Annotated in this window: 21 protein-coding genes, 2 pseudogenes and 1 riboswitch; of the genes and pseudogenes, 19 read left to right on the forward strand and 4 right to left on the reverse strand. The window is 41.8% G+C overall.

Features of this window, described 5'->3' with window-relative positions:
* The first annotated feature begins 15 nt into the window (after window positions 1-15).
* From AB1K91_RS07275 to AB1K91_RS07290, 4 genes and pseudogenes are all read left to right on the forward strand, one after another.
* Window positions 16-726, forward strand: coding sequence for a hypothetical protein (locus AB1K91_RS07275; protein ID WP_413089116.1), 711 nt, complete (start codon window positions 16-18; stop codon window positions 724-726).
* Between the two features lie 49 nt (window positions 727-775).
* Complete coding sequence (locus AB1K91_RS07280; RefSeq protein ID WP_413089117.1) at window positions 776-1,927, forward strand: methyl-accepting chemotaxis protein; 1,152 nt, start codon at window positions 776-778, stop codon at window positions 1,925-1,927.
* A 208-nt stretch (window positions 1,928-2,135) separates the two neighbouring features.
* Window positions 2,136-3,766: pseudogene (locus tag AB1K91_RS07285) on the forward strand (pyridoxal phosphate-dependent decarboxylase family protein).
* A gap of 403 nt (window positions 3,767-4,169) precedes the next feature.
* Window positions 4,170-5,399 (forward strand): CynX/NimT family MFS transporter, encoded by a 1,230-nt coding sequence (locus tag AB1K91_RS07290; RefSeq protein ID WP_413089118.1) that lies wholly within the window; start codon window positions 4,170-4,172, stop codon window positions 5,397-5,399.
* A 213-nt stretch (window positions 5,400-5,612) separates the two neighbouring features.
* Here the strand turns inward: AB1K91_RS07290 and AB1K91_RS07295 are convergent, their stop codons facing one another.
* The 3 genes from AB1K91_RS07295 to fbp all read right to left on the reverse strand — a co-directional run bounded on the left by AB1K91_RS07295 (window position 5,613) and on the right by fbp (window position 8,490).
* Window positions 5,613-6,005, reverse strand: coding sequence for a rhodanese-like domain-containing protein (locus tag AB1K91_RS07295; protein ID WP_413089119.1), 393 nt, complete (start codon window positions 6,003-6,005; stop codon window positions 5,613-5,615).
* A gap of 15 nt (window positions 6,006-6,020) precedes the next feature.
* Complete coding sequence (locus AB1K91_RS07300; protein ID WP_413089120.1) at window positions 6,021-6,440, reverse strand: MarR family winged helix-turn-helix transcriptional regulator; 420 nt, start codon at window positions 6,438-6,440, stop codon at window positions 6,021-6,023.
* A gap of 118 nt (window positions 6,441-6,558) precedes the next feature.
* Window positions 6,559-8,490, reverse strand: a complete 1,932-nt coding sequence (gene fbp / locus AB1K91_RS07305; RefSeq protein ID WP_413089121.1) for a fructose-1,6-bisphosphatase — start codon at window positions 8,488-8,490, stop codon at window positions 6,559-6,561.
* 367 nt (window positions 8,491-8,857) lie between these two features.
* Here fbp and AB1K91_RS07310 point away from each other — a divergent pair, with 367 nt between their 5' ends.
* From AB1K91_RS07310 to AB1K91_RS07350, 9 genes are all read left to right on the forward strand, one after another.
* On the forward strand, window positions 8,858-9,739 hold the full coding sequence (locus AB1K91_RS07310; protein ID WP_413089122.1) for a DMT family transporter: 882 nt from the start codon (window positions 8,858-8,860) through the stop codon (window positions 9,737-9,739).
* 195 nt (window positions 9,740-9,934) lie between these two features.
* Window positions 9,935-10,801: a YitT family protein gene (locus AB1K91_RS07315; RefSeq protein WP_413089123.1), complete on the forward strand. Its 867-nt coding sequence runs from the start codon at window positions 9,935-9,937 to the stop codon at window positions 10,799-10,801.
* 661 nt (window positions 10,802-11,462) lie between these two features.
* Complete coding sequence (locus AB1K91_RS07320) at window positions 11,463-11,765, forward strand: DNA-binding protein (protein ID WP_093727381.1); 303 nt, start codon at window positions 11,463-11,465, stop codon at window positions 11,763-11,765.
* A gap of 12 nt (window positions 11,766-11,777) precedes the next feature.
* Window positions 11,778-12,212, forward strand: coding sequence for a GNAT family N-acetyltransferase (locus tag AB1K91_RS07325; protein WP_413089299.1), 435 nt, complete (start codon window positions 11,778-11,780; stop codon window positions 12,210-12,212).
* Between the two features lie 241 nt (window positions 12,213-12,453).
* Window positions 12,454-13,290 carry a transketolase gene (locus AB1K91_RS07330; RefSeq protein ID WP_413089124.1) on the forward strand — a complete coding sequence of 279 codons (837 nt, stop codon included), beginning with the start codon at window positions 12,454-12,456 and terminating at the stop codon, window positions 13,288-13,290.
* Window positions 13,287-14,234, forward strand: a complete 948-nt coding sequence (locus AB1K91_RS07335) for a transketolase family protein (RefSeq protein WP_413089125.1) — start codon at window positions 13,287-13,289, stop codon at window positions 14,232-14,234. Before AB1K91_RS07330 ends, AB1K91_RS07335 begins: the two co-directional genes overlap by 4 nt.
* Window positions 14,235-14,247: 13 nt before the next feature.
* Window positions 14,248-15,006: an SDR family NAD(P)-dependent oxidoreductase gene (locus AB1K91_RS07340; protein ID WP_413089126.1), complete on the forward strand. Its 759-nt coding sequence runs from the start codon at window positions 14,248-14,250 to the stop codon at window positions 15,004-15,006.
* Between the two features lie 56 nt (window positions 15,007-15,062).
* Complete coding sequence (locus tag AB1K91_RS07345) at window positions 15,063-16,394, forward strand: MFS transporter (protein ID WP_413089127.1); 1,332 nt, start codon at window positions 15,063-15,065, stop codon at window positions 16,392-16,394.
* 34 nt (window positions 16,395-16,428) lie between these two features.
* Window positions 16,429-16,572: a hypothetical protein gene (locus AB1K91_RS07350; protein ID WP_413089128.1), complete on the forward strand. Its 144-nt coding sequence runs from the start codon at window positions 16,429-16,431 to the stop codon at window positions 16,570-16,572.
* Between the two features lie 33 nt (window positions 16,573-16,605).
* Here the strand turns inward: AB1K91_RS07350 and AB1K91_RS07355 are convergent, their stop codons facing one another.
* Window positions 16,606-17,301, reverse strand: coding sequence for a FadR/GntR family transcriptional regulator (locus tag AB1K91_RS07355; protein ID WP_413089129.1), 696 nt, complete (start codon window positions 17,299-17,301; stop codon window positions 16,606-16,608).
* A gap of 190 nt (window positions 17,302-17,491) precedes the next feature.
* On the opposite strand from AB1K91_RS07355, the pseudogene abc-f reads away from it, so the two are divergent.
* The 6 genes and pseudogenes from abc-f to AB1K91_RS07385 all read left to right on the forward strand — a co-directional run.
* Window positions 17,492-18,702 (forward strand): annotated as a pseudogene (abc-f, locus tag AB1K91_RS07360) (ribosomal protection-like ABC-F family protein); the annotation flags it as partial.
* A 162-nt stretch (window positions 18,703-18,864) separates the two neighbouring features.
* The gene (locus tag AB1K91_RS07365) at window positions 18,865-18,951 is read left to right on the forward strand and encodes a putative holin-like toxin (protein ID WP_280137069.1); all 87 of its coding nucleotides are present in this window, start codon (window positions 18,865-18,867) and stop codon (window positions 18,949-18,951) included.
* A 457-nt stretch (window positions 18,952-19,408) separates the two neighbouring features.
* Window positions 19,409-19,510: riboswitch (SAM riboswitch) on the forward strand.
* Between the two features lie 196 nt (window positions 19,511-19,706).
* Window positions 19,707-20,894, forward strand: coding sequence for an acyl-CoA dehydrogenase family protein (locus tag AB1K91_RS07370; protein ID WP_413089130.1), 1,188 nt, complete (start codon window positions 19,707-19,709; stop codon window positions 20,892-20,894).
* A gap of 347 nt (window positions 20,895-21,241) precedes the next feature.
* Window positions 21,242-21,328 carry a putative holin-like toxin gene (locus tag AB1K91_RS07375; RefSeq protein WP_413089302.1) on the forward strand — a complete coding sequence of 29 codons (87 nt, stop codon included), beginning with the start codon at window positions 21,242-21,244 and terminating at the stop codon, window positions 21,326-21,328.
* Window positions 21,329-21,843: 515 nt separating this feature from the next.
* Window positions 21,844-22,422, forward strand: coding sequence for a TetR/AcrR family transcriptional regulator (locus tag AB1K91_RS07380; RefSeq protein ID WP_413089131.1), 579 nt, complete (start codon window positions 21,844-21,846; stop codon window positions 22,420-22,422).
* Window positions 22,419-22,820: a YvaD family protein gene (locus AB1K91_RS07385; RefSeq protein WP_413089132.1), complete on the forward strand. Its 402-nt coding sequence runs from the start codon at window positions 22,419-22,421 to the stop codon at window positions 22,818-22,820. The genes AB1K91_RS07380 and AB1K91_RS07385 overlap by 4 nt, the downstream gene beginning before the upstream one ends.
* Window positions 22,821-23,140 lie beyond the last annotated feature (320 nt).

Consider the following 23,140-nt stretch of genomic DNA (forward strand, 5'->3'; position numbering starts at 1 on the left):
AGGGGAGAATATATAATGCAAGCAACACAAGAATTGTATACATATGAAATTTTAACGAATGACCAAACGGAGCTGATACAGAAAGCTGCTGAATGCCTTGCCCGTACGTTTATTGGAGTAGATGTGGAAGGAAAATGGGTACAAGAACCGATGGTTGGACAGTTGAATATTGAGTATGAAGATTTTTATGCTTTTACGAAAGATTATTTGGATTCAACTGTAGATCAAGGATATTGCGCAGTCGCTTTAGACTCTGATAATCATGTTGTGGGTGTGCTTGCGGGTGATACCAATGCACCGGAAATTATCGGTGAAGATGTATTCGAGGGGTCTTTTTATGATATGAACGTCATCCTTCATGTTTTGGAGGACGTAGACAAACGATTTATCGAAGACTACAAAAGACGTTACGGAAAAGAAATTTCTGATGGGGATTTGTTACACCTGTTCATGTTGGGCGTGATAGCTGAACAGGATCGTCATGAAGTAATTAAGCAATTAGGAAATAAACTGATTACAAAAGCAACATCGCAGGGATTGAAGGCAATAGTGGGCGAAGCGACTAATCCGAAATCGATTCGTGTGATGGAAAAATATCACAACATGAAAAAATATAAAGATTTCGAAGGTAACCATATTGTTCATATGTATAAAGATAATGACAAACTGCAAGCCATTCCTGCAAATGTAGCAGATGGAACATATATCATAATAAGGGAACTTTAAAAAAACATAATTCTGATTCAATCATCAGGAGGTAGGAGTTTAATATATCATGGAAATTTATTTGATAGGTATAATAGTAATTCTATTGATAGCATTAGTTTATTTTGCTTACCAATATGTTGCATTGAAACGTCATACACAATTTGATAAAGAATTATTAGCTGATATGAAAGAGATATCGGCAGTGAACAATCCAGATAGTGACGATGAAAGAATCAAGAATCGCGCCGGAGAGAATTTCAGCCGAATAAAACAGAAGTTAGAATCATTTACAAAAGATATTCATGATAAAGGGGAAAATCTTGCTGAAACTGGTGAATATGCAGCTGAGCAAGCTGATATTGTCCGGGCTGCAATTGACGAGGTAGGCAGAGGATTACAAAAACAACTAGCAGCCACGGAAGAAAGTGCTGCGTCCATGGAAGAAATGACACAGTCGATAGAAAATTTATCAACTAGATCCAATCAGATTTCAGAACAATCGATTACTACGCTTGAACTGACACAAGAAGGAAATGAGAAACTAAAACATTCCTTGGAAAAAATGAATCAATTCAATCAAACGGTGAATACAACCTCAGAAGCTATAAACAAACTCGGAGAGAAATCTCATGAAATCGGCAGCATTGTAAAAGTGATTTCAGAGATTTCTGAGCAAATCAATTTGCTGGCATTGAATGCAGCCATAGAAGCTGCTCGTGCAGGTGAACATGGAAAAGGATTTGCCGTTGTGGCAGATGAAGTACGAAAACTGGCAGAACAGACTCGTCAATCATCTTCAGAAGTATCCAATATCGTAAAAAATATACAAGAAGAAACAGAAACGGTCGTTCAGTCAATGAATCATGGAACGGAAGAATTTAAAGATACGAATGCCAACATTATGGAAGTTGGAAATATGTTTGAAGAGATCTTGGCCACCACAAAGATCATTGCTGAAAATAACGAAAACTCTTCTGCAAGTACGGAAGAATTGTCCGCCGCTTCTCAGCAAATCATGGCAACAATCGTTGAAATCGCTGCTATCTCTCGCGAATCTGTGGAAATGTTTGAAGAACTCATTGAGATTAATGATGATGAGCTTTATACGATTCAAAAGCTTGTTGATGAAGCAAAGAATCTTGTAAACCACAAAAATAGAGTAGTCGCGTTATCAGAAGAGAATGAAGATGTTAAAACAGATGAAGTGAAAGCGAGTTAAAGGAAAATGTAACTATCCTGCCGATCTAAACCAGAAATAGGTATCGGACGAACGCAGATGTGAACCTTCTTGAAAACAGATTCAAACTCTAATCTGTTTTTCAAGAAGGTTTTTTAAAACAGAATACACCCACAGTCGTCCTTGGATAAAAAGATGTACAGAACCTTCCTGGCAACGCGGCTTTACTAATAATCGAGGAGTTAAAATAATGAGAGAAATCCAAAAGCTATTTCCCAGTATGGACGGAAATGACGACCAAAGAGCAGAGTTGCTGTCCTATTTGAATGTAATATTAACAAAAATAGATGAGTTAAAGGATCCTGACAAACTATCGCTTGGTGAAATGCCTGATTACACAGAGGATTACTATAATCGTGTGATTGAGGAAGCAGATGTTCCAACACAAGGAATGCCCATGAAAGAGGTAATCCAGAAACTTCTAGAGTTAGTGGAAGGACACAGGTATGTCAACCGAAATTATGTAGCCAATGCAGCTCCGCTTCCGAATATATCCAGTATCATCGGGAATTTTGTAGCTGTACTGGTCAATGGAAACAATTTGTGGGATGTGGAGGGGCCGGCAGCGGCTGCCGCGGAAGTCAAAATAACGAGTATGTTATCCAAGCTAGTTGGATACGACGAGAATATCAGTGCAGGATATACAACTTGGGGAGGGCAAGGTGCTGTTTTTAACTCTTTACGTCTTGCCATAGCTCGATACGCCCCAGACTCCAATCAAAATGGTATACCTCAAAATCTCTATTGCTTCTGTTCAGAGTTATCTCACTACAGCTTGTATAAGTCAGTAGAGGCAACGGGAATAGGTGTAGAAAATATGATACGTGTAAAAGCTAATGTCGATCATTCCATGAACCTAGCCGATCTGAAAGAAAAAATGGTAGATGTCATCTCTAATGGTGGTGTTCCGCTTTACGTTCTTGCCACAATGGGAACAACGGATACTTTCGGGATTGATGATATTGCAGGCATCAAGCAGCTAGCGGAAGACTTGGAGCGTACATATGGCGTTGACCCAATCTATATACATGCAGACACTGCGATGGGGGGCATGTATAGCTTCTTTAATGATTACGATTTTGAAAGTAATCCTCTGCAATTTGAAGACAATGTAAATGAGGTATTGAAATCCTATCAACAGAAGTTTAAGCGTATAAAACTTGCGGATAGTATGGTTTTTGATTTTCATAAACTTGGGCAAACCCCGTATATCACGAGTTTATTTTTGATAAAAAACAGGGAGTATCTTAAATACGTTGATTTAGATGCAGCTGAAACCCCATATGTTGGGAATCGAGGCTACGGCAGTTATCACACGGGCTACACGCTGGAGTGCTCGCGAATGGGAAGTGCACTGGCAATATATGCTTCATTATCAGCCTTGGGGATGGAAGGCTATCAAAAGCTTTTAGCCAATTATATACGTGTCAATATTGCATTCCGAAAGAAATTGCTGCAAGAAATTCCAAATGTGGCAATAACAAATGACATCTCCCCAGTTACAACATTCCGCTTCTATCCAGAGCGAAGTAAATGGATGATGAAATAAACGGACTTTTACCTATTGAAGAGATGCTGGAAATCAATCAATTCAACGATGCATTTGCAGAGGTCATTGGTGCGGAACGTGATACAATTTTCTTTGGAAACACGAAAAAGCAATGTCTCGTTCGAGCGGCAAATTCAAATAAGAGGATATCCTTGTATGCCCATAAGTTCTTTACAATTTCTCCATATTCTACAATTGAGGAAGTCGATAGGTATGTTGGATTTTTGAAAGAGCATGTAGAGCTTTATCAAAGATCGAGCATTAAAGCTTAAAAGAGATTAGCTCCTTAACTGCACATTTCACCAAGAATATTACAGTGCCATGCAGGAAGCGATCTCTGTAAATATGCTTCAAGGCATTATGCAGAGCAGATGACTTGCGAGCAACTGCATTCAATAAAATCTAAACTAACACGAACGAATACCCCAAGATCGGTATGAATGCCGATCCTGGGGTATTTATTCACTTAAAGAGAGGAGGATGATGAGAGTAACATCCATGGACAGTATCCAAATGGAGTATATGGTGATACTATTAGAGTTTGCATACTTCTTCATGCTGGTAATATAATACCGGGCGATATAATGATGTCCCTTGGTACATAGTGAAGGTTAAATATATAGTGATTTTTTGTTATGATGAATTATTGCATCTTACTTAGGAAGGATATTTTATGTGAACAGATCTAATACAAATACGCATAAACGTTATTATACAATTTTATTGATACTAGCAATTCTTTTTATTGCTGCAACTTTACGATCACCGCTCACTTCGGTTGGGCCGCTGATACCTTTCTTTAGAGAGGAATTGGACGTTTCCAACTCGATGATTGGTCTGGTAAATACTTTGCCGTTGCTTGCTTTTGGTGTTTTTTCTTCGCTGGTGCCTAAAATATCGAGCAAATTCGGCATCGAGTTAACGCTGTTAGCTGCTATGTGCATGCTGACTATTGGCATTTTTATTCGGGCTCTGAGCGGTCTTCCGCTGTTGTTATTTGGTACGCTTTTACTTGGAATGGCAATTGCTTTCGGGAATGTGCTGATGCCGGGTTTGATCAAGTCCAGTTTTCCATATCGAATCGGGCTCATGACGGGCATATATTCCGTATCCATGAATATTTTCGGTGCACTTGCTTCGGGTATTTCCGTTCCGATAGCATCCATCCCGATGCTGGGATGGCGAAATGCGATGCAAATATGGAGTGTGCTCTCGTTAATAGCACTCATTATATTATTGCTTCGGCTGCCTGCAACACGTTCATCGGAAAAGAAAGTGTTTGTGAAGGTAGAGAACAAGCCATCCAGAGGAATATTCAAGTCGAAAATTGCATGGGCAGTGACGCTATTCATGGGGCTGCAATCATTCATACCGTACAGCCTGTTTACATGGCTGCCGGATATATTAATGTCCAAAGGATTCGACGAAAGTGAAGCAGGCTGGCTCATTGCCATTTATCAGCTAGGGTTGATTCCGACTACATTCATCGCGCCCATCATAGCGGGCAGAATGCAAAGCCAGCGGTTGATCGGCTGTATCGCGGGTCTTTTATTCTTCTTTGGTTTAGTAGGGGTGATGTTTATTTCCTCTCATCTTATCATCGCACCGCTTATATTGACGGGAGTTGGTGCAGGAACAGCATTCAGCTTAGCCATGATGTTCTTTGTGCTGCGGACCAATTCAATTGCGGAATCTTCCCAGCTATCAAGTATGGCGCAATCCGTTGGCTATTTGGTTGCAGCCCTGGGACCGCTTTTGCTTGGTACCATCGCTGAAAAGACGAATGGTTGGATGGTACCGCTCATCATTCTTATGATCGCAGCCCTATGCATCGCCTTTTTGGGGACGATTGCAGGTAAGAATCAAAAAATCCTCTTTGGGACAAAACCGACAGGTGAGGAGTAAATCGTCACTTATAAGTAAAAGTAAAGTGTTGATAGATCCCCTTGTATACAGATTAAAAAGAAGATCAACCAGTGATCTTCTTTTTAATTAGAGGTCCCTTCAATATGTTTAATGGGTAAAGTTGGAGATTTAGGTGTAAAATCTGGAGAGGCTAAAAGATATGCCGGATTGATTTAACACACTATTCTCCTTTACCTTCATAATTGTTCTAGGTTAACATCCGCAATTATCAGCTATATTATCTTCTGATGCCGCAGTTGAGACTGGAAAGTCCATTTCTTTCCATGCAGCAATACCTCCGGTCAATTCCCTCACTTTATATCCTTCTTCTAATAGATACTTCGCTACTTTGGCCGCAGTATTGCACCAGACATCCCAGCAATAGAGTATGATTTCTTTTTCTTTTGGTATTTCATGCAAACGATCTTTTATTTCTTGTTCAGGGATAACAGCGGCACCTTCAATGGTTACATTTCTTACATGTGCTGGGCCATTCCTAACGTCGATTAAAAAGTAATTGTCTTTATTAGCTTTATTTGATCTCAGGTAATCCATGGGACTTATAGTAGCTTCCAGGCGTGCATTGAAGTAATCTAATGTATTCATCTTTAGTCTCCTCTTTTATATTGATTTCCAAATCTTAATGAGAAAATCTTTCAATAATTGTCTTTCTTGCTGATCCAAAGGTGTTAAAACTTTTGATTCAATAACGTTTAAATATTCCCAGCGGGAAGAGAGTACTTCTTTGCCTTTTTTGGTAATTAACAGGCTATAGGATCTTCGGTCATTCGGATTTTTGGTTCGCTCGACAAATTCCAGCTTCTCTAAGTGGTCGATATGACTGACCATCGTTGTGCGGTCGATTTGCAGATTGTCCGAAATATCCTTTTGGGAGCAATAGGGATTTTCCTCGATATATAAGAGGACGCCGTATTGCCGGGCATTGATTTGATAGGGAACAAGGCCTTCAGCAAATTTCTCTTCCATCTGCTGCAGCACTTTTCCAAGCAGGAAACCATAGGATTGATTCCATTTATTCATATTCTCACCTCCTGAAATTAATCAGTTAATTATATAATCAGTATAACTGATTATATCTGAAAAGCAAGCAACACATAAAAAAGAACGCCGAGAGAATTCTCTGCGCTCTTTGGCTGCGTTATTTCATATACCGATACTCCATCAAATCCTTGAGTATATCGATTTCCTTGCACAATTCCTTTCCAACATTCGTTTCGAGGACCTTTTTCCGCTCCAGTTCCTTGTCGACCAATCTTTTCACGGATAACACATCCGTCCCATCATGCAGCACTTCATCTTTGGAGTTGAAATGTTTATGGGCGACAAGTTTCATGCCGTAGGAATTATATAATAATGTGTATCCGGCGATGCCTGTTTTCGACTGGTAGGCTTTGGAGAAGCCGCCATCGATGACGATGATTTTACCGCCTGCTTTGATCGGATTTTCGCCTTCGATTTCTTTGACTGGCGTATGACCATTGATGATATGCCCGTGTTCCGGGTCCAAATCGAATTCTGTCAGGATTTTTTCACAGGTTTCTTCATTTTCCCGCAGGTGGTAATAATGGTTCTTTATTTCCTTATGCGTTGCTTTATCTTTGATGAAATAACGTTCAAAGGTCGTCATGGCCCTTTTGCCAAATAGGGAAGAATATTCACCTGTCCATAGGTACCAGACCATATCTGTCGCCAAGTCATTTGTCTCTTCCGGGTGGGCGAATGACTGGCGGAGAAATTGTTCGAATCTATCAAGCAGCTCGCGACCTGCGTAAGACTTGCCTTCGATTTCCATTTTCTCCATATTGCCTTCTTCATCGATAGGAATGCATCCATGAATCAAAAGATTGCCGTTATAACGCAAATAAAGGCTACCCTTGCGCATGAGGAAATTCATATGTCTGGCCAGTTTCTCCGAATGCTGGACTGAGAACAATAGCTTATCAATCACTTGCTGTTCTTCTTCCAAAAGCATTTCGGGCTGTTTTGGATTAATAGTGGCGAAACATGTATTATCCAGTGGGTAGGTGGTGCCGTTCAGCGTTATTTCATTTGAGTCAAAATCGATTTTTTCAAGCAGCAGCCTTTCTTCCATATTGAAGCTCGGTCGTCTTTTGATGATCGGGCTTTCCAATTTGAATTGAATCATTGCGATTGCTTGGTGCATTTTGGTGATTTGGACCAGTTCATGCTCGGATGTCTTTTTATCTGCATGTGTTTTGGGACGGAATGCTGGGTTATCGTCATAATATTTCTCAGCCAAATTCATCAGCGGACGAAGGTTGATGCCATACACATCCTCAATAATGTCCAAATTGTCGTAACGTGCACATATACGCAGGATATTCGCCAGGCAAACCTTCGACCCCGCAAAAGCACCGATCCAGAGGACATCATGATTGCCCCATTGGATATCAACGGAATGGTAATTGATGAGTTCTTCCATGATTTTATCTGGTTCAGGTCCACGATCATAGATATCGCCAACAACATGCAGATGGTCCACTACCAATTGGTGTGTACTGTAGGCAAGCCCGGTAATAAGCTTATCGGCTTGTCCGAGCGAGATGATTTGTTCAATGATCTCGTGATAATATTGCTCCTTGTTGCCGGATTCTTCTGTTTTATATAAAAGCTCTTCAATGATATAGGCAAACTGACTAGGCAATGCCTTACGCAGCTTGGAGCGCGTATATTTAGAAGATGCATAGGAGATGAGCTTGATCATCCGTTTGATTGTCTTTTTATACCACTCGTTTAAATCTTCTTCCTGGTGAAAATCATTTTTGATGATCTGCAGTTTTTCTTCCGGGTAATAAACCAAAGCAGCCAGTTCATCGATTTCTTTTTCAAAGATGACGCCGCTGAAGATATCCCTGATTTTTTCTTTCACCCTGCCGGAGCCATTGCGCAGCACATGCTGGAATGCTTGATATTCACCGTGCAAATCACTGACAAAATGCTCGGTCCCTTTAGGAAGGTTAAGAATAGCTTTCAAATTGATGATTTCTGTGACGACTTTTTCTTCCGTGTCATATTTCTGAGCTAGTAAGTCTAAGTATTTGGTGTTCAAGATTATGTAGCTCCTTTCAGAATTACTAACTTTTACATAATTTTACTGATTCTATTATAAGACAAAACGACGATGATTGGTTGTTTTTGTTGAAGCCTATCCTAATTTAAAAGACTACTATTATAGTATCGTAATTTTCCCTTAATGAATATGGAATGAAACATGGTGATATCAGACATGGGCGGCATGGGCTGTATGATGTAAAAAAACGTCTTAATGCTTGATGTGTCTGGCTAGTATTAAGATGGGAGCGGTTTGCTTAATCTGAGGTAAATGGCTCTTTTTTAGCAGGCACATAATGTATACGAAAAATGCTGGTTAGTATAGAATGGGACAGTTAGTATTTTTTTGTAGAAAGGATGGAAATATGTTAAAAGCATACACTTGGCTGACCTTTTGTGTAATGGTCTGGGGCAGCAATTTTGTATTCGGAAAGATTTTAGTCCGAGACTTTTCCCCGACATTGTTAACCATGCTGAGACTTTTATTTATTGTAATATTTTTAGTTGGATTATTCTTATATAAAAAACAGTTTAAACGAGTTGAAAAATCGGATTTACTCGCTATTATTTTCCTGGGGGTTATTGGTGTTTTTATAAACCAATGGTCTTTTTTTGTAGGATTGCAAACTGCCGATCCAACAACATCAGCGCTAATTTTAGCTACCACGCCTATTTTAACTAGCGTATTGGCTGCCATCTTTTTAAAAGAAAAATTAACAATTCATATGCTGATGGGGTCTATCGTGGCAATCATAGGTATTTATTTTGTTGTAACAAAAGGAAATTTATCCTCTTTGCATATTGATAAAGGTCTATTATGGATTGTTTTAACGATGATGACATTCGCCATTATGATTATCATGACGAGGCTTCTTTCCAATAGAATCGATCCACTCACCATCACTTTATATTCAAATGTTGTTGGCCTCATTGTGTCGGTTCCTTTTGCTTTTTTACTAGACAATCCCTTGCGAATCAGCACTGAGATTTCGGATTGGTCTTTTTTGATCGGAACTGCCGTTATTGTACATGGTATTGCTACACTGATTTGGAATAAAAACATTAGACATGTGGATGCTTCAAAGGCTTCCATATTATCTAATTTAGAACCCTTTGTAGCAATGATTGTGGGATTGCTATTACTATCCAAACCTATAACTGGTGCAGAGATTTTAGGTTCACTATTTATAGTGGGAGGGGTAGTGCTATCTACGTATCAACGAAAAAAGTTAAAAAGAGCTGACTAAATTTCTTTCTTCCATACCTTACATTACGGTTTTAAGGGAAATATACTGCCGGGATGCAGGCAGTATAGATGAGTAAACGAGGCTGCTTCCAAGAGGAGGTAGTCTTTTTTTTAGGAAAAAAATATTGCGAATTAGCAGAGGCGGTATTGCTTATGATAAACTTATTAAGTAAAAAATTTAGAATGAGGTATATTTATGGGCAAAAAACGCAACCGTAGTAAGTTATTCATTTTATTACGAGGATTAGCCGTCATCCTTGGGGGATTCATCGCAGCATACGGCCTGGAAACCGTCTTGATCCCAAATAACGTATCCGACGGAGGCGTCACTGGTATCAGTATCGTCATTTCACAATTAACCGGACTACCATTAGGCGCACTTATCGCTATTATCAACCTTCCATTCGTATGGTTAGGTTATAAACAGATAGGAAAAAGCTTTGCAATTTATTCTGTTATCGGAATCGCGTCATTATCGATCGGAACTGTTGTAATGCACCACATTCCAGCTATCATTGAAGGAGATACACTGCTTGTTACTGTTGTCGGCGGTATCATCCTAGGTTTCGGTATGGGTCTTGCATTACGTAATGGCGGAGCTGTGGACGGAATCGATATGCTGGCCGTTCTGTTATCCCGTAAATTACCGTTTGGAACAAGTGATTTGATCCTTTTCCTTAATATGTTTGTCTTCATCTTCGTATCCACTGTATTCGGTCTGACAGGAGCTATCCTCTCAGCAATCGCCTACTTTATCGCATCCAAAGTCATCCACATTGTTGAAGAAGGTCTAAGCGGTTCAAAAACCTTCAAAATCATTACCACCGATCCTGTATTGATGGTAGAAACCATCCGCGACCGCTTAGGAAGAAGTGCTACCTACAAGGAAGCATATGGTGGATATACACATGATAAATTTGTAGAGATCACATGTGTCATCAACCGTCTGGAGGAAAGTAAACTGAAGGAAATCATCAAGGATATTGATGAAGGAGCTTTTGTCACGATTTATGATGTAGCAGAAGTCAAGGGCGGGAACTTTAGGAAGAATGATATTCATTAAGTTCCAGACGTATCAAATCATATAAGTATCATTCTTGAAAAAGCGTCATCTCTTTACCATAGAGATGACGCTTTTTCTATAGTTATTTGGAAACTGTATATTCATAAAAGTAAAAGAATATAAACATAAAAAGTGGTAAATATTGTATCATTGGAGTAAGGATAGATTTTTTCTTTAGAGTTCAGCGAGTAAAATGACTGGCACAAAAAGGGCAAGTGTTAGTTGCCACCCATCGATTGATCTATATCGTGATTAGGAAGTAACTAATGATACCGTTTATATATAGGACATGCACGGTATGAAAGTTAAGTCTAAGAAGGGGTAGAATCACATTTGCTTATGAAATATTAGTGAAGAATCTCTTTAAGATTCGGAACTTTTACGTCGCCACTTCGTAGTACTTCTTATAAAACAACTTGGAGCGTTTATCCGGAAGATAGTGGTGGCCATGTTGGCATCAAACTACAGACTATTCCTTATAAAGGTAGATAATAAGGATTTCTGGCTTTAGCGGATTGATAGTGTACAGCATGGCCTTGTTAATCCTTTTGCGAAGCTGCATCAATTGTTATCGTTTTTCTGATTTATTAAAGAACGAATAAAGTACTATTCCTAAAATCTATAAATTAGAAGGAAAATGAAAGAGGTTATTTAAATGAACATAGAAATGGATTTCTTCTGGATTGGTGTTGGTCTGGCAGCATTTGGCTATTTCATCGGTAATGGATTAAAGAATTTCAAGAATCCGGAAGCTAAGTTTCTTTTTGACGATGAATATCCTACTTTGATCAAAGAGAAGGATTTGCATACATATCTTAATTTGAGTAGAGATGAGGTGGCAGATCTACTGAGAAAGCATCCGGATGCTCCTAAAATGGAGTTGGATGGTACGACATATTACCCTTACCGCCAATTCATGAAGTGGGTGACGTCAAATGAGATTTACCATAATAGAAGGGAATGATCAATCGTGCAAATGACCTTAAGAGCCATCGACGCAGACAACTGGCATGCTTGTGTAAAGCTGGCAGTAACTGAGGAACAAAAACAAAATGTAGCTGAAAACGCCGTGTCGCTTGCACAGGCCGCTTATGAGAAGCAGTGGTATCCACATGGTATTTATGTGGATGATAGGTTAGTGGGTTTTCTGATGTTTGGAACAGATCAGGAAACGAAGCGAGTGGAAGTGTGCCGTTTCATGATCGATAAGCAGCATCAAGGGAAGGGGTACGGAAAGGCGGCGCTTGTGAAGCTATTCGATCTGATCAAAATACGGTACGGAGCTATTTCTTTTTATACAAGCATTGTTCCGGAGAATCATACCGCAAGGAAGCTCTATGAAAGTGCAGGATTCGGCATGACAGGAGAAGTCATGTGGGAAGAGCTAGTGATGGTAAAACAGATAGTGTAAAAATTTCTCTTTGTTGCAATAATATTTGTTGGCTTTAAACACAATTCTGTGTAGAGGATTGTGTTTTTTTTGTACTTATCATGTGATTTTGCAACAATTCTATCTAGGTTTTTGCATCAAATTAACATTTACACTGGACACCATTTAAAAATGGGGTTATGATGATTTCAACACCACTTGTAATACAAGTATACAAGTATATGAGTTTACAAGGGTGCACTTAGGAATAGGAGTGTGGCATATGCAGCAAACGAATGTCGAACAGTTGAAACAGCATGCGATTGAATTACGCAAAACAGCAGTCACCATGGTGTATGAAGCACAGTCGGGGCACCCAGGTGGTTCGTTGTCGGCTGCGGATGTTATAGCTGCGTTATATTTCAGGGAGATGAATGTAGATCCGGCCAATCCAAAATGGGAAGATCGCGACCGTTTTGTCTTATCTAAAGGACATGTTGCACCAATTCAATATGCAGCTTTGGCTTTACGAGGTTTCGTCCCAAATGAAAGCGTATACAAATTGCGTCAGTACGGTTCACCATTCCAAGGTCATCCGGATATGAAGAAATGTCCTGGGATTGATATATCGACAGGGTCGTTAGGTCAAGGACTTTCCTGTGCTGTCGGAATGGCAATAGCTGGGCAGCGTGACGAAAAAGATTATCGAGTATTTGCGATGGTTGGCGACGGGGAATGCCAGGAAGGACAGATTTGGGAAGCGGTTCAGGCCGCAGCCAAATATAAGTTGGATAACTTGATCGTTTTTGTTGATAACAACCGTCTGCAAATCGATGGTTTCTGTGAAGATGTCATGCCATTGCTCGATCTGGAGAAGAAATTCGATGCGTTTGGTTTTGATACAACCCGTATCGATGGACACTGCATGGAGCAGATTGTGGAAACATTGGATACCTTTGCGAAACAAAAGAACGGAAAGCCGAAGTGTATCGTGTGCGATACGGTAAAAGGAAAAGGCGTCTCCTACATGGAGGATCAAGCTGCATGGCATGGGACTGCACCAGATAAAGAAGAATTCGAGTTGGCGATGAAGGAACTGGAAGGAGGCTTGCCGGTATGAGTGTCACCAAGAAAGTAGTTGAGAAAAAGGCTACCAGAGCAGCGTTCGGAGATGAAATTGTCCGGTTGGGTGAGTCTAATAAAGACATTTATGTGGTGGATATCGATATCGGAAAGTCATGTAAAACAGATAAATTCATCGCCGCATACCCGATGCAGCATATCAATGTCGGGATTGCCGAGCAAAACGGTGCGGGTATCGCTGCTGGTCTTGCAACAACAGGGAAGATTCCGTTCATCAGTACGTATGCGGTGTTCGGATCTTTGCGTATGGCTGAGCAGATCCGTCAGGAAGTATGTTATCCGAACCTGAATGTGAAAATAGCCTGCTCCCATGGCGGTTTGACACCTGGTAATGATGGCGGCAGCCACCAAGCGATCGAGGATATGGGGGTGATGCGTTCCTTCCCGAATATGACGGTGATCATGGGAGCGGATTATCATTCCACCCGCAAATTGATTGCCGAAGCAGCTGCGATGTATGGTCCGGTTTACTTGCGGTTTACGCGTGACGCAGTCCCGATGATTTATGACGAAAACGAAACATTTGAAATCGGCAAGGCAAAGAAGCTGCGTGATGGAGATGATATTGCCATCATCGCCAATGGGGACACCGTTCATTTAGCGATGACTGCAGCAGGACAGCTGGCAGAAAGCGGTGTATCAGTTAAATTGCTCGACATGCACACAATCAAGCCGCTTGATGTAGAAGCAGTAAAAGAATGCATAGGCATTGGAAAAATCATCACAGTCGAGGATCACAACATCCTGAATGGTCTTGGCAGTGCAGTGGCAGAAGTTATTGCTGAGGAAGGAAAAGGGCAGCTCGCACGAATTGGTGTGCAGGACAGATTCGGTGAATCCGCGCCATATGAAAAGCTCCTTGAAATCAACGGCATCACCGTAGAAAACATTGTCGCAACAGCAAATAAATTACTAGCATAGGGGTCGGGAGAACATGTTCAAATTGGATGAACGAGTCGCAATCGTTACAGGTAGTGGATCTGCAAAAGGAATCGGCAGGACTATTGCATTGACACTTGCCAAGCAAGGGGCAAAGGTGGTCATCGCCGACTTGAATAAAGAAGGCATCGAAGAGACGGTAGCTGTCGTCACAGAAGCTGGCGGAACAGCACTTGGAGTGGAAGTCAATGTGACGGATAAAGCTTCCGTCGATAGCATGGTGGAAAAAACGCTTGAAGCATTCGGGCGGATTGATATTCTGGTCAACAATGCTGGCATTTCGCAAAAAGTGACGGTAGAGGAAATGACGCTTACAGACATCACCAAGGTTTTCAACGTGAATATGTTCGGCTTGTTCCTTTGTACACAAGCGGTATTGGAGCCGATGCGCAAACAAAAATTCGGCCGCATCATCAGTCTTTCTTCCGTGTCTGCTAAACGGGGCGGCGGTGTATTCGGCGGTGCGCATTATTCTGCATCCAAAGCGGCAGTGCTCGGCTTCTCTAAGAACTTGGCACGGGAAGTGGGCTTGGATGGCATTACGGTAAACTGTGTCGCGCCAGGACTGGTGAATACGGATATTTGGAAATCACTCCCGCAGGAGGATGCACTGCAAGTCATATCTGGAATCCCGCTGGGCAGACCAGGGGAGACGAAAGAAATCGCCTCTGCCGTCGCATTCCTTGCTTCGGAAGAATCCTCTTATATCACTGGGGAAGAAATCGATATCAATGGTGGCTCGCATATGGACTAAAAAACAGGGCGGGCCGCTAGCCCCGCCTGTCATCTGAAATGAATGGAGGAATAATCTTGGAGCAGCACATGCTGGAGAAATCCACTACCCGGAAAGTGACATTACGTCTGATACCGTTTCTGTTTCTTTGTTTCTTCATCTCGATCCTGGATCGTGTGAATATCAGTTTTGCCGCTTTACAAATGAATGAAGATCTTGGCTTCTCGAATGCTGTATTTGGTCTCGGAGCGGGTATATTCTTCTTAGGTTACTTCTTATTGGAGGTGCCTGGAAGTGCGATCATGACCAGAATCGGGGCACGGCGCTGGATCAGCCGGATCATGGTTTCGTGGGCAATCATTGCTATCCTCATGGCATTCGTAACCGAACCATGGCAGTTCTATACGGCGCGATTCCTATTAGGGGTAGCAGAAGCAAGCTTCTATCCATGTATGGTCTATTATTTGAGTGGATTCTTCCAATCGAAGCACCACGCCAAGGCCATTGCGGCCTTCATGCTGGCCATACCCGGAGCCAACGCGGTCGGGGCACCGTTATCCACGTTCCTGATGCAGATTGAATGGTTAAACCTCGCTGGATGGCAGTGGTTGTTTATTTTGGAAGCGGTTCCAGCACTTATCCTTGGTATCATCTGTTTCTTCTATCTGGATGATCGGCTGGAGGATGTGAAATGGCTGAAGGAAGAAGAGAAGAACTGGCTTTCGGAAGTGACCAAAAAAGAAAAGGAGGCAAAGCAGCAAGTAAAGCATTACACGTTTGCCCAGGCACTTAAGGATCGGGACGTCCTGATACTGTCAGCAGGATACTTCTGCTGGATGTTTGGCTATTATGGCATCAATATGTTCCTGCCAACCGTGACAGAGACGATGGCCGAGTCATTGTCCATCACCACACAGGGGCTCGGCTGGCTGCTTGGCTTGATGTATGCCATTGCGATGGTAGCAATGATCCTGGTAGGAAACCATTCGGATAAAAAGAATGAAAGACGCTGGCATGTGGCAGCCTGCTTGACGACTAGCGCCGTAGCGATGATTGCAAGCAGTTATGTAGCGGAAACGAATATTGTCTTGTCCTTTGTGTTACTGACAATCGCACTGTGCGGAGCTTTCGGAGCCTACTCACCGTTTTGGGCGATTCCGCCATCCTTCCTGACAGAATCTGCAGCTGCAGGAGCGATTGCTTTGATCAATAGCATCGGGAACCTTGGCGGATTCTTTGGGCCATATGCTGTGGGGTACATCCGGGATACAACCGGTTCTTTCACGATGAGTATGATTTTCCTCGGTGTAAGCATGATTCTAAGCTCGTTCATCATAATATTTCTAGTGAAGCAATCCGGTAAAGCAGTGTCCAGGATTGCTGAAAAGAAACTCGGTAAATCAAGCTAGTGCATGTCAATAAAATCAATCGGAGGCGAAGAAAATGGAAGAGAAATTTAATTCGAAGCAAACGATTATTTGTCAGGATTGCGAAGATGTGATTGATGTGACAGACAGCCCGGAAGGCGGCCGTGTATTATACGGGGTATGCCTGGAATGCCGAGATGAGAGCGTAGCAACGGAATGATGAAGAAAAGGAGTCGGCAAATGCTGACTCCTTTTATACTTTCCAATAACGTTCGTACAGATTATCCATGTGAAGCTTCATCAAGGACTCTGCTTTTTCCTCATCACGATCTTCAATCGCTTCGATTAAATTTTTATGTTCATGGAAATTCACGCCGCGGAAGTCAGGTCTCGTTACCGTCCGATCCCGGATGAAGGTCCACATCTGCTGTTGCTTCATGGCATTGCTGATCGTAGCCATGAATTGGATGAACAAGTCATTATGGGAAGCCTTTGCGATACCGTTATGCAGTTTCTCGTCCGTTTCCGGCACGTATACCCCTTCATTCGTTTCCTTCTCCATTTGCTTGATTGTCTCATTAAGCTCTGCCAAATCTTCCTTTGTCGCACGCATGGCCGCAAATCGCACGATGAGCGGTTCAATATTCATCCGAGCTTCTACAATATCTTCTGGAGAGACATTTTTAAGGAAGGCAGGAGACAGAACTTCATCGGCCGGCAAGGACTTGATGTAAACACCTTCTCCTTGTCTGGAGAAGGTGAACCCGTTCATCTCAAGCGCGCTCAATGCCTGACGGACCGGCGCCCGGCTGACCCCGAATTGTTCACATAGCTCCCGTTCCGATGGCAGCTTGTCGCCGATTTTGAAAGCACCGGATTTCATTTGCTCGACGATTTGTTCGTAAATTTGTATGTATAACCGTTTGTTTGTTACTGGATTAAAGTTCATGATGACCACCTCAATTATAGAAGTTCCTGCTTAAATTATACTGGTTTGCTGGAAATACGGCAAAATGGGGAGGCGCCTATAAAGAAAAAACATTCTATACGAAGGATGGAGCTTAAGTTCTATAGGATCATTTATGGTCGGCACGAATGTCCGACTAAGATGATTGGCTGGTCCACACCGATTTCCTTTATTGGCAGGGAAACTGGCGGTTCCGAAAGATTCACAGCATTTAAGCGGCGGTGAGCAGACGCGGCTAAAGCTCGCTCAATTATTCACCCATTATTATGAGTCGTTATTGATTGATGAACCGACGACGCATCTGGATCAAGATGGGATAGCTTTTTTACTGGAGGAGCTGCGTTATTACTATGGTGCGCTCGTCCTTATCAGCCATGATCGTGCTGTACTCGACGAACTTGTCACAACGATATGGGAGGTGGCTGATGGAAAAGTGAATGTCCATCCGGGAAATTACTCTGATTATGAGGCGCGGAAAGAATTAGAGCGAGAGCAGCAAATGCAGGCGCATGAACAATATATGAAAGAAAAGAGCCGACTTGAAAAAGCGGCGCATGACAAGATGAAAAGGCGGAGAAAATTACCCAGGCAGGGAAAATGTCCAAAAAGGAATCAAAGTCAAAAGCAAACCGAATCATTGAGACGAAATCCAAAGGCACGAGCCAAAAAGCAATGCAGCGGGCAGCCAAATCGATTGAACACAGAATGGAAAAGCTGCAGGAAGTCGAGGCTGTGCAAAGAGAACAGCCGATTGTATTCCCGCGTATCCGCCATTTGGAATTGCATAATAAATTTCCGATTATGGCAGATCGACTGACGCTTAAAGTGAAAGAACAGGTATTGCTGCAGGACATCAGCTTTCAGGTGCCTCTCGGTAAAAAGATTGCGATTACCGGAAGGAACGGTTCTTGGTTCTGGTAAGAGTACCCTGTTACGGCATATCGTCGAGAATGGAGAAGGCCTCATTCTCTCTCCGAAAGCAAAGATCGGTTATTTCCAGCAAATGAGTTATCAATTTTCAACGGATGAATCCGTACTGCAATTTGTTAAAAATCGATCTGTCCATGATGAGGTTTTTCTGCGAAGCATGCTGCATTCCATGCAGTTCAGAGGTACCGACTTGGCAAAAAAACCTCGACCTTGAGCGGTGGTGAATCGATAAGGCTGCATTTATGTCAGTTGTTCCTGGGAGAGTATAATATTCTGCTATTGGATGAACCGACCAACTTTCTCGATATCTACGCGCTTGAAGCTTTGGAGCAATTTATTACTGCATATAAGGGAACTGTAATCTTTGTCTCGCATGATCAGAAGTTCATTCATAATGTGGCCGATTTACGGTATGAGATACGGGGGAAGAAGTTGCTGCAGAATTGCCTTTAGGACACTTTGACAGGTACTATAGTAGCGTTGACTTTGGTAAAATATGGACTTTCGTTATATATGGGCTTATTGGAACCTCTGATATAATGGTATGACAATAGCATAGGTGACTCAAGGGTGGTTTGCGCATTACTCTTTCCTTTATGGAGGGTGGTGTAGCGGATGACGGTGGCAGAAGCGTTGACGTTGATGATCGGTTTTGGAACGTTGATTGTTGCGATCTTGTCGGAAAAGAACCAGAAAAAGTAACCACCCTTGAGTCGGCAGCTCGAGAAGGGTGGTTAGGTTACCTCTTTTTCGCGCAGATCCCCTAGGGAATCATGCTATTCCTGGACAGACCGATTGGTGTTGGCAGCACCGGCGGTCTTTTTCTGTACACGAATATTATAGTATCGCAATTGGAAGGGATTGTCATGTGACTATTGGAGCAAAAGATGCTTACTTATTCATTTCCGCCTTCGGTTCTTGTCAAACCGGATTCAGACTTGTTCCATCTTCACATAAATTCTTTTTGTCAAATATTGTTTTTCTTACCGTATTGATGCTTCTGTCATAGGAAATACATACCCAGCAGAGGCATTGGATTAGATAGCAAAGCAACTTTTAAACCCGGATTATCTCCAAAATGAAGGTATAATTATAAAAATATTCAAAAAGCATTGACTTTAATTTTTGTGTAATTTATATTTCAATTAATAATTAAATAAACTTATCAAGAGAGGTGGAGGGACTGGCCCAAGGATACCTCGGCAACAGACTTTTACAGAACTGTGCCAATTCCAGCAAGCGTATGCTTGAAAGATAAGAAGAGTATAATTGATCGGTTTTTTAACCTCTTCTTACTATTTAGAAGAGGTTTTTTGATAGTTCTGCCAGGCTTGCTTGAGAAAAAATAATAAGTTATGCGTTGTCGACTAGTCCACTAGAGCAATGATTCCTCCTTATAGAAGAATTGTTTTCTGGTGGATTTTTTAAATAGAAATTAACTGGAGAGGAAGATTTAAATGGAAACCATAACTGCAAATGAATCAACGCAATACCTGCAAACTGCAACTTTACTTGCCCAAGAATTTGCCAAGGACGCAGCAGAACGGGACAAAGCTGGTGGCACAGCTAAGAAACAACGAGATGCTTTAAGAGAAAGTGGACTATTGAATCTTCTCATTCCTAAAGAATACGGCGGTGAAGGGCAGCCTTGGTCACTTGTTCTTAGAATTGTTCGGGAATTGGCAAAAGCTGATGCAGCTCTTGGTCATCTATATGGTTACCATGCCTTTCAAACTGTTTTGCCGCATATCGGGGGTACAACGAAACAAAAGGAGTATTTTTATACACAATCAGCAAAAAACAACTGGTTTTGGGGAAACTCGTCCAATCCAATCGAACCTAGTTTGATTGGAAAAAGTCATGGTGACGGTTTTATTGTAAATGGACATAACACGTTTAGCACAGGTGCTAAAGATTCTGATCGTTTGGCTATCACATGGTATGACAATCCAGAAAAAACAACTTTCTATCTTGGTATTATCCCGACTTCCAGGGATGGAATAACCATAAATGATGATTGGGACGGAATGGGACAAAGGCAAACGGATAGCGGATCGGTTACGTTTGAAAATGTTGTGGTGGAAGCTGATGAAGTGATTGATTTTACGGAATCCAAAGGAACCCCTTTAGCTACTTTTGATGCTATCTTATCGCAAATTGTTTTGGCGAATGTTTTTGTTGGTTCTGCTGAGGGAGCATTGGAAGAAGCGAGGAGATATACGATTGATAAATCACGGCCTTGGTACCTTACAGACTATGAAAAAGCAATTGATGATCCATTTGTGCAGCGGAGTTACGGGGACTTTTGGATTGATATTCAGGCTGCAGTTCAATTAGTGGAAAAAGCCGGTAGAAAGGTAGATGAAGCTTGGGGGCAAGATCGTTCCCTTACAGAAGAGGAACGAGGGGAAACCGCTCTTTTGACGGGAGCGGCAAATGCTTTTGGCACCAAGGTTGCCTTGAATGTAACGAGCAATATCTTTCAAGTGATGGGTGCCCGTTCAGCTACGAGGAAAAATAATTTTGACCGATTTTGGCGAAATGTCCGCACCCATTCCCTTCATAATCCGATCGAATATAAACGAAAAAATATTGGCAATTGGGTGTTGACTGGGGAGTATCCGACTCCGACTGTATATTCATAAGAGTACCGGATGGAGGATATCATCGATGTCCAATTCGTGCTTCCGCGCACCGCTGGAAGCTTATTCAAGTACAGGTACAGGTAAAGCTGTCGCACCGCCGGATTCATTCGGGTGCGGCAGCCTTATTTCGGTTCGGGTGCACTACGGCAATAGTCATCCATCATCGGCATTGATTCATCTTGATTGCATAGTAGGCAGGTACTATAGTAACACTTATTATGGTAAAAAATGGACTTTCGTTATATATGGGCTTTTTTTGACCTTTGATATAATGGTATGACAATAGCATAGGTGACTCAAGGGTGGTTTGCGCATTACTCTTTCCTTTATGGAGGGTGGTGTAGCGAATGACGGTGGCAGAGGCGTTGAAGCTGATGATCGGATTTGGGACGTTGATTGTTGCGATCTTGTCGGAAAACAACCGGAGAAAATAACCACCCTTGAGTCGGCAGCTCGAGAAGGGTGGTTAGGTTACCTCTTTTTCGCGCAGATCCCCTAGGGAATCATGCTATTTCTGGACAGACCGATTGGTGTTGGCAGCACCGGGCGGTCTTTTTCTGTGCACAAGTATTATAGTAGCTCAGATGGAAGGTATTGTCATGTGACAATGGGAGGAGTTCTGCAGGAATTTCAATCACGCCTCCATCTTATGAGTAAGTCGTTATCCTTCGATTGATTCTCCGTTGTTTCGTTCCGCCTTTCAAAGCATTCAGGAGAGAGTTGTCTTCATTCGCTTGGATCCGGCAACCAGATCTTTCCCAATGACTTAATCAGAGGAAATAGGCAGACAATCCGATTGAAGGCGAGAAATGTAATCAGCAGTAATCTCGCTGCTAAATAAAAAAAGATTTGACAGTTGTACATGGTATTTATTGCACAGGAAGATATTTGAAACCGCCAACAACCTTTGGTACTATAAAAGTATCTTTGGTACCAAAAGGAGGAAATCATGCGGGAGAGAGTGATGGAAGAAACGATTCAATTGTTAAAAATACGGGGTCTGTCATTTACAATTTCAGAATTGGCCCAAAATTTAGGCACGAGTAAAAGAACCATTTACCAGCATTACGACTCCAAAGCTAGCTTGATTGGAGAGATTGTCACCCAGTTGATGAAGGAAATAAAACAAATGGAACAAGAAATTATGATGGATGAAACATTACAAATCAGTGAAAAGCTTCGCAAATTGCTGGTATTGCTGCCTAATAGTTATGGTGTACTGGATATGCGTCTGTTACTTGATCTTAAACGCCATTATCATCAGCAGTGGATTATGCTGGATGAATTTATGAAACAAGAGTGGGAGGCTGTTGGTAAAATAATCGATGAAGGCGTAAACGAAGGCAGTATCAGACCGATTCAGACAGAGATACTGATTGATTTATACATAGGAGCAATAAATGAGCTATATGCTAAAAATGGAATGCAGGCTAGACGGATGAGCATTGAGGAGAAATTATGCGAATTGGTGGATATTTTGCTTTATGGTGTCTTATCTGAAACTGGCAAAAAGGAAATGGAACGATGAAATACTTGAGACCGTTCTTCCTTGTAACCGATATTGGGTTCATCATTTATTGGGTTGTGACATATTTACACATCATACCAAAAAGCTGGGCATTTAAGGATTATGATGATCCACTGACGATTGCCTGGAATTGGTCGTTCTTGCCGCTTGATATCCTCATTTCAGTTACGGGGCTGTACAGCCTGTATCTGTATCGGAAACATGCAGCTCAATGGAGGATGGTAGCACTCATATCGTTAGTGCTCACCTTTTGTTCTGGTCTGCAAGCAATTGCATACTGGTCTTTTATAGGGGACTTTGACCCAGCATGGTGGGTTATGAATCTTTATTTATTGATTTATCCGTTATTTTTCATTTATCCATTGTTGAAACAATCTGAAAGGAAGTCTGTCGGATGAACAAATACGGAGAAAAATTGAGGGACTGCTGCTTATTACGCCAAATACCGACCGCTTTACCCAGCATACTATTGTGTTAATTTGTCCATAAGTTCTCCTTGGCTGGAACAGGAAGCTTATTCGATGCAGGCTGCGGTACTGGAATGCTGATATTCAGGCTAGCGGACTGGATTGAGCAGGTGGTTGATCCGCGGGGAAAATATAAATATACAGCTGACCATTCAAATGGGGCAAAAAAATGTATAAGAAGGGCTTATGTTATTAACTGCTTATTTCGAAAAATCATCAGGAATGAAGAGTTAATGCAGGAGGATAGAGAG

The sequence above is a fragment of the Terribacillus jepli genome (assembly GCF_047228925.1).
Classification (GTDB): domain Bacteria; phylum Bacillota; class Bacilli; order Bacillales; family Amphibacillaceae; genus Terribacillus.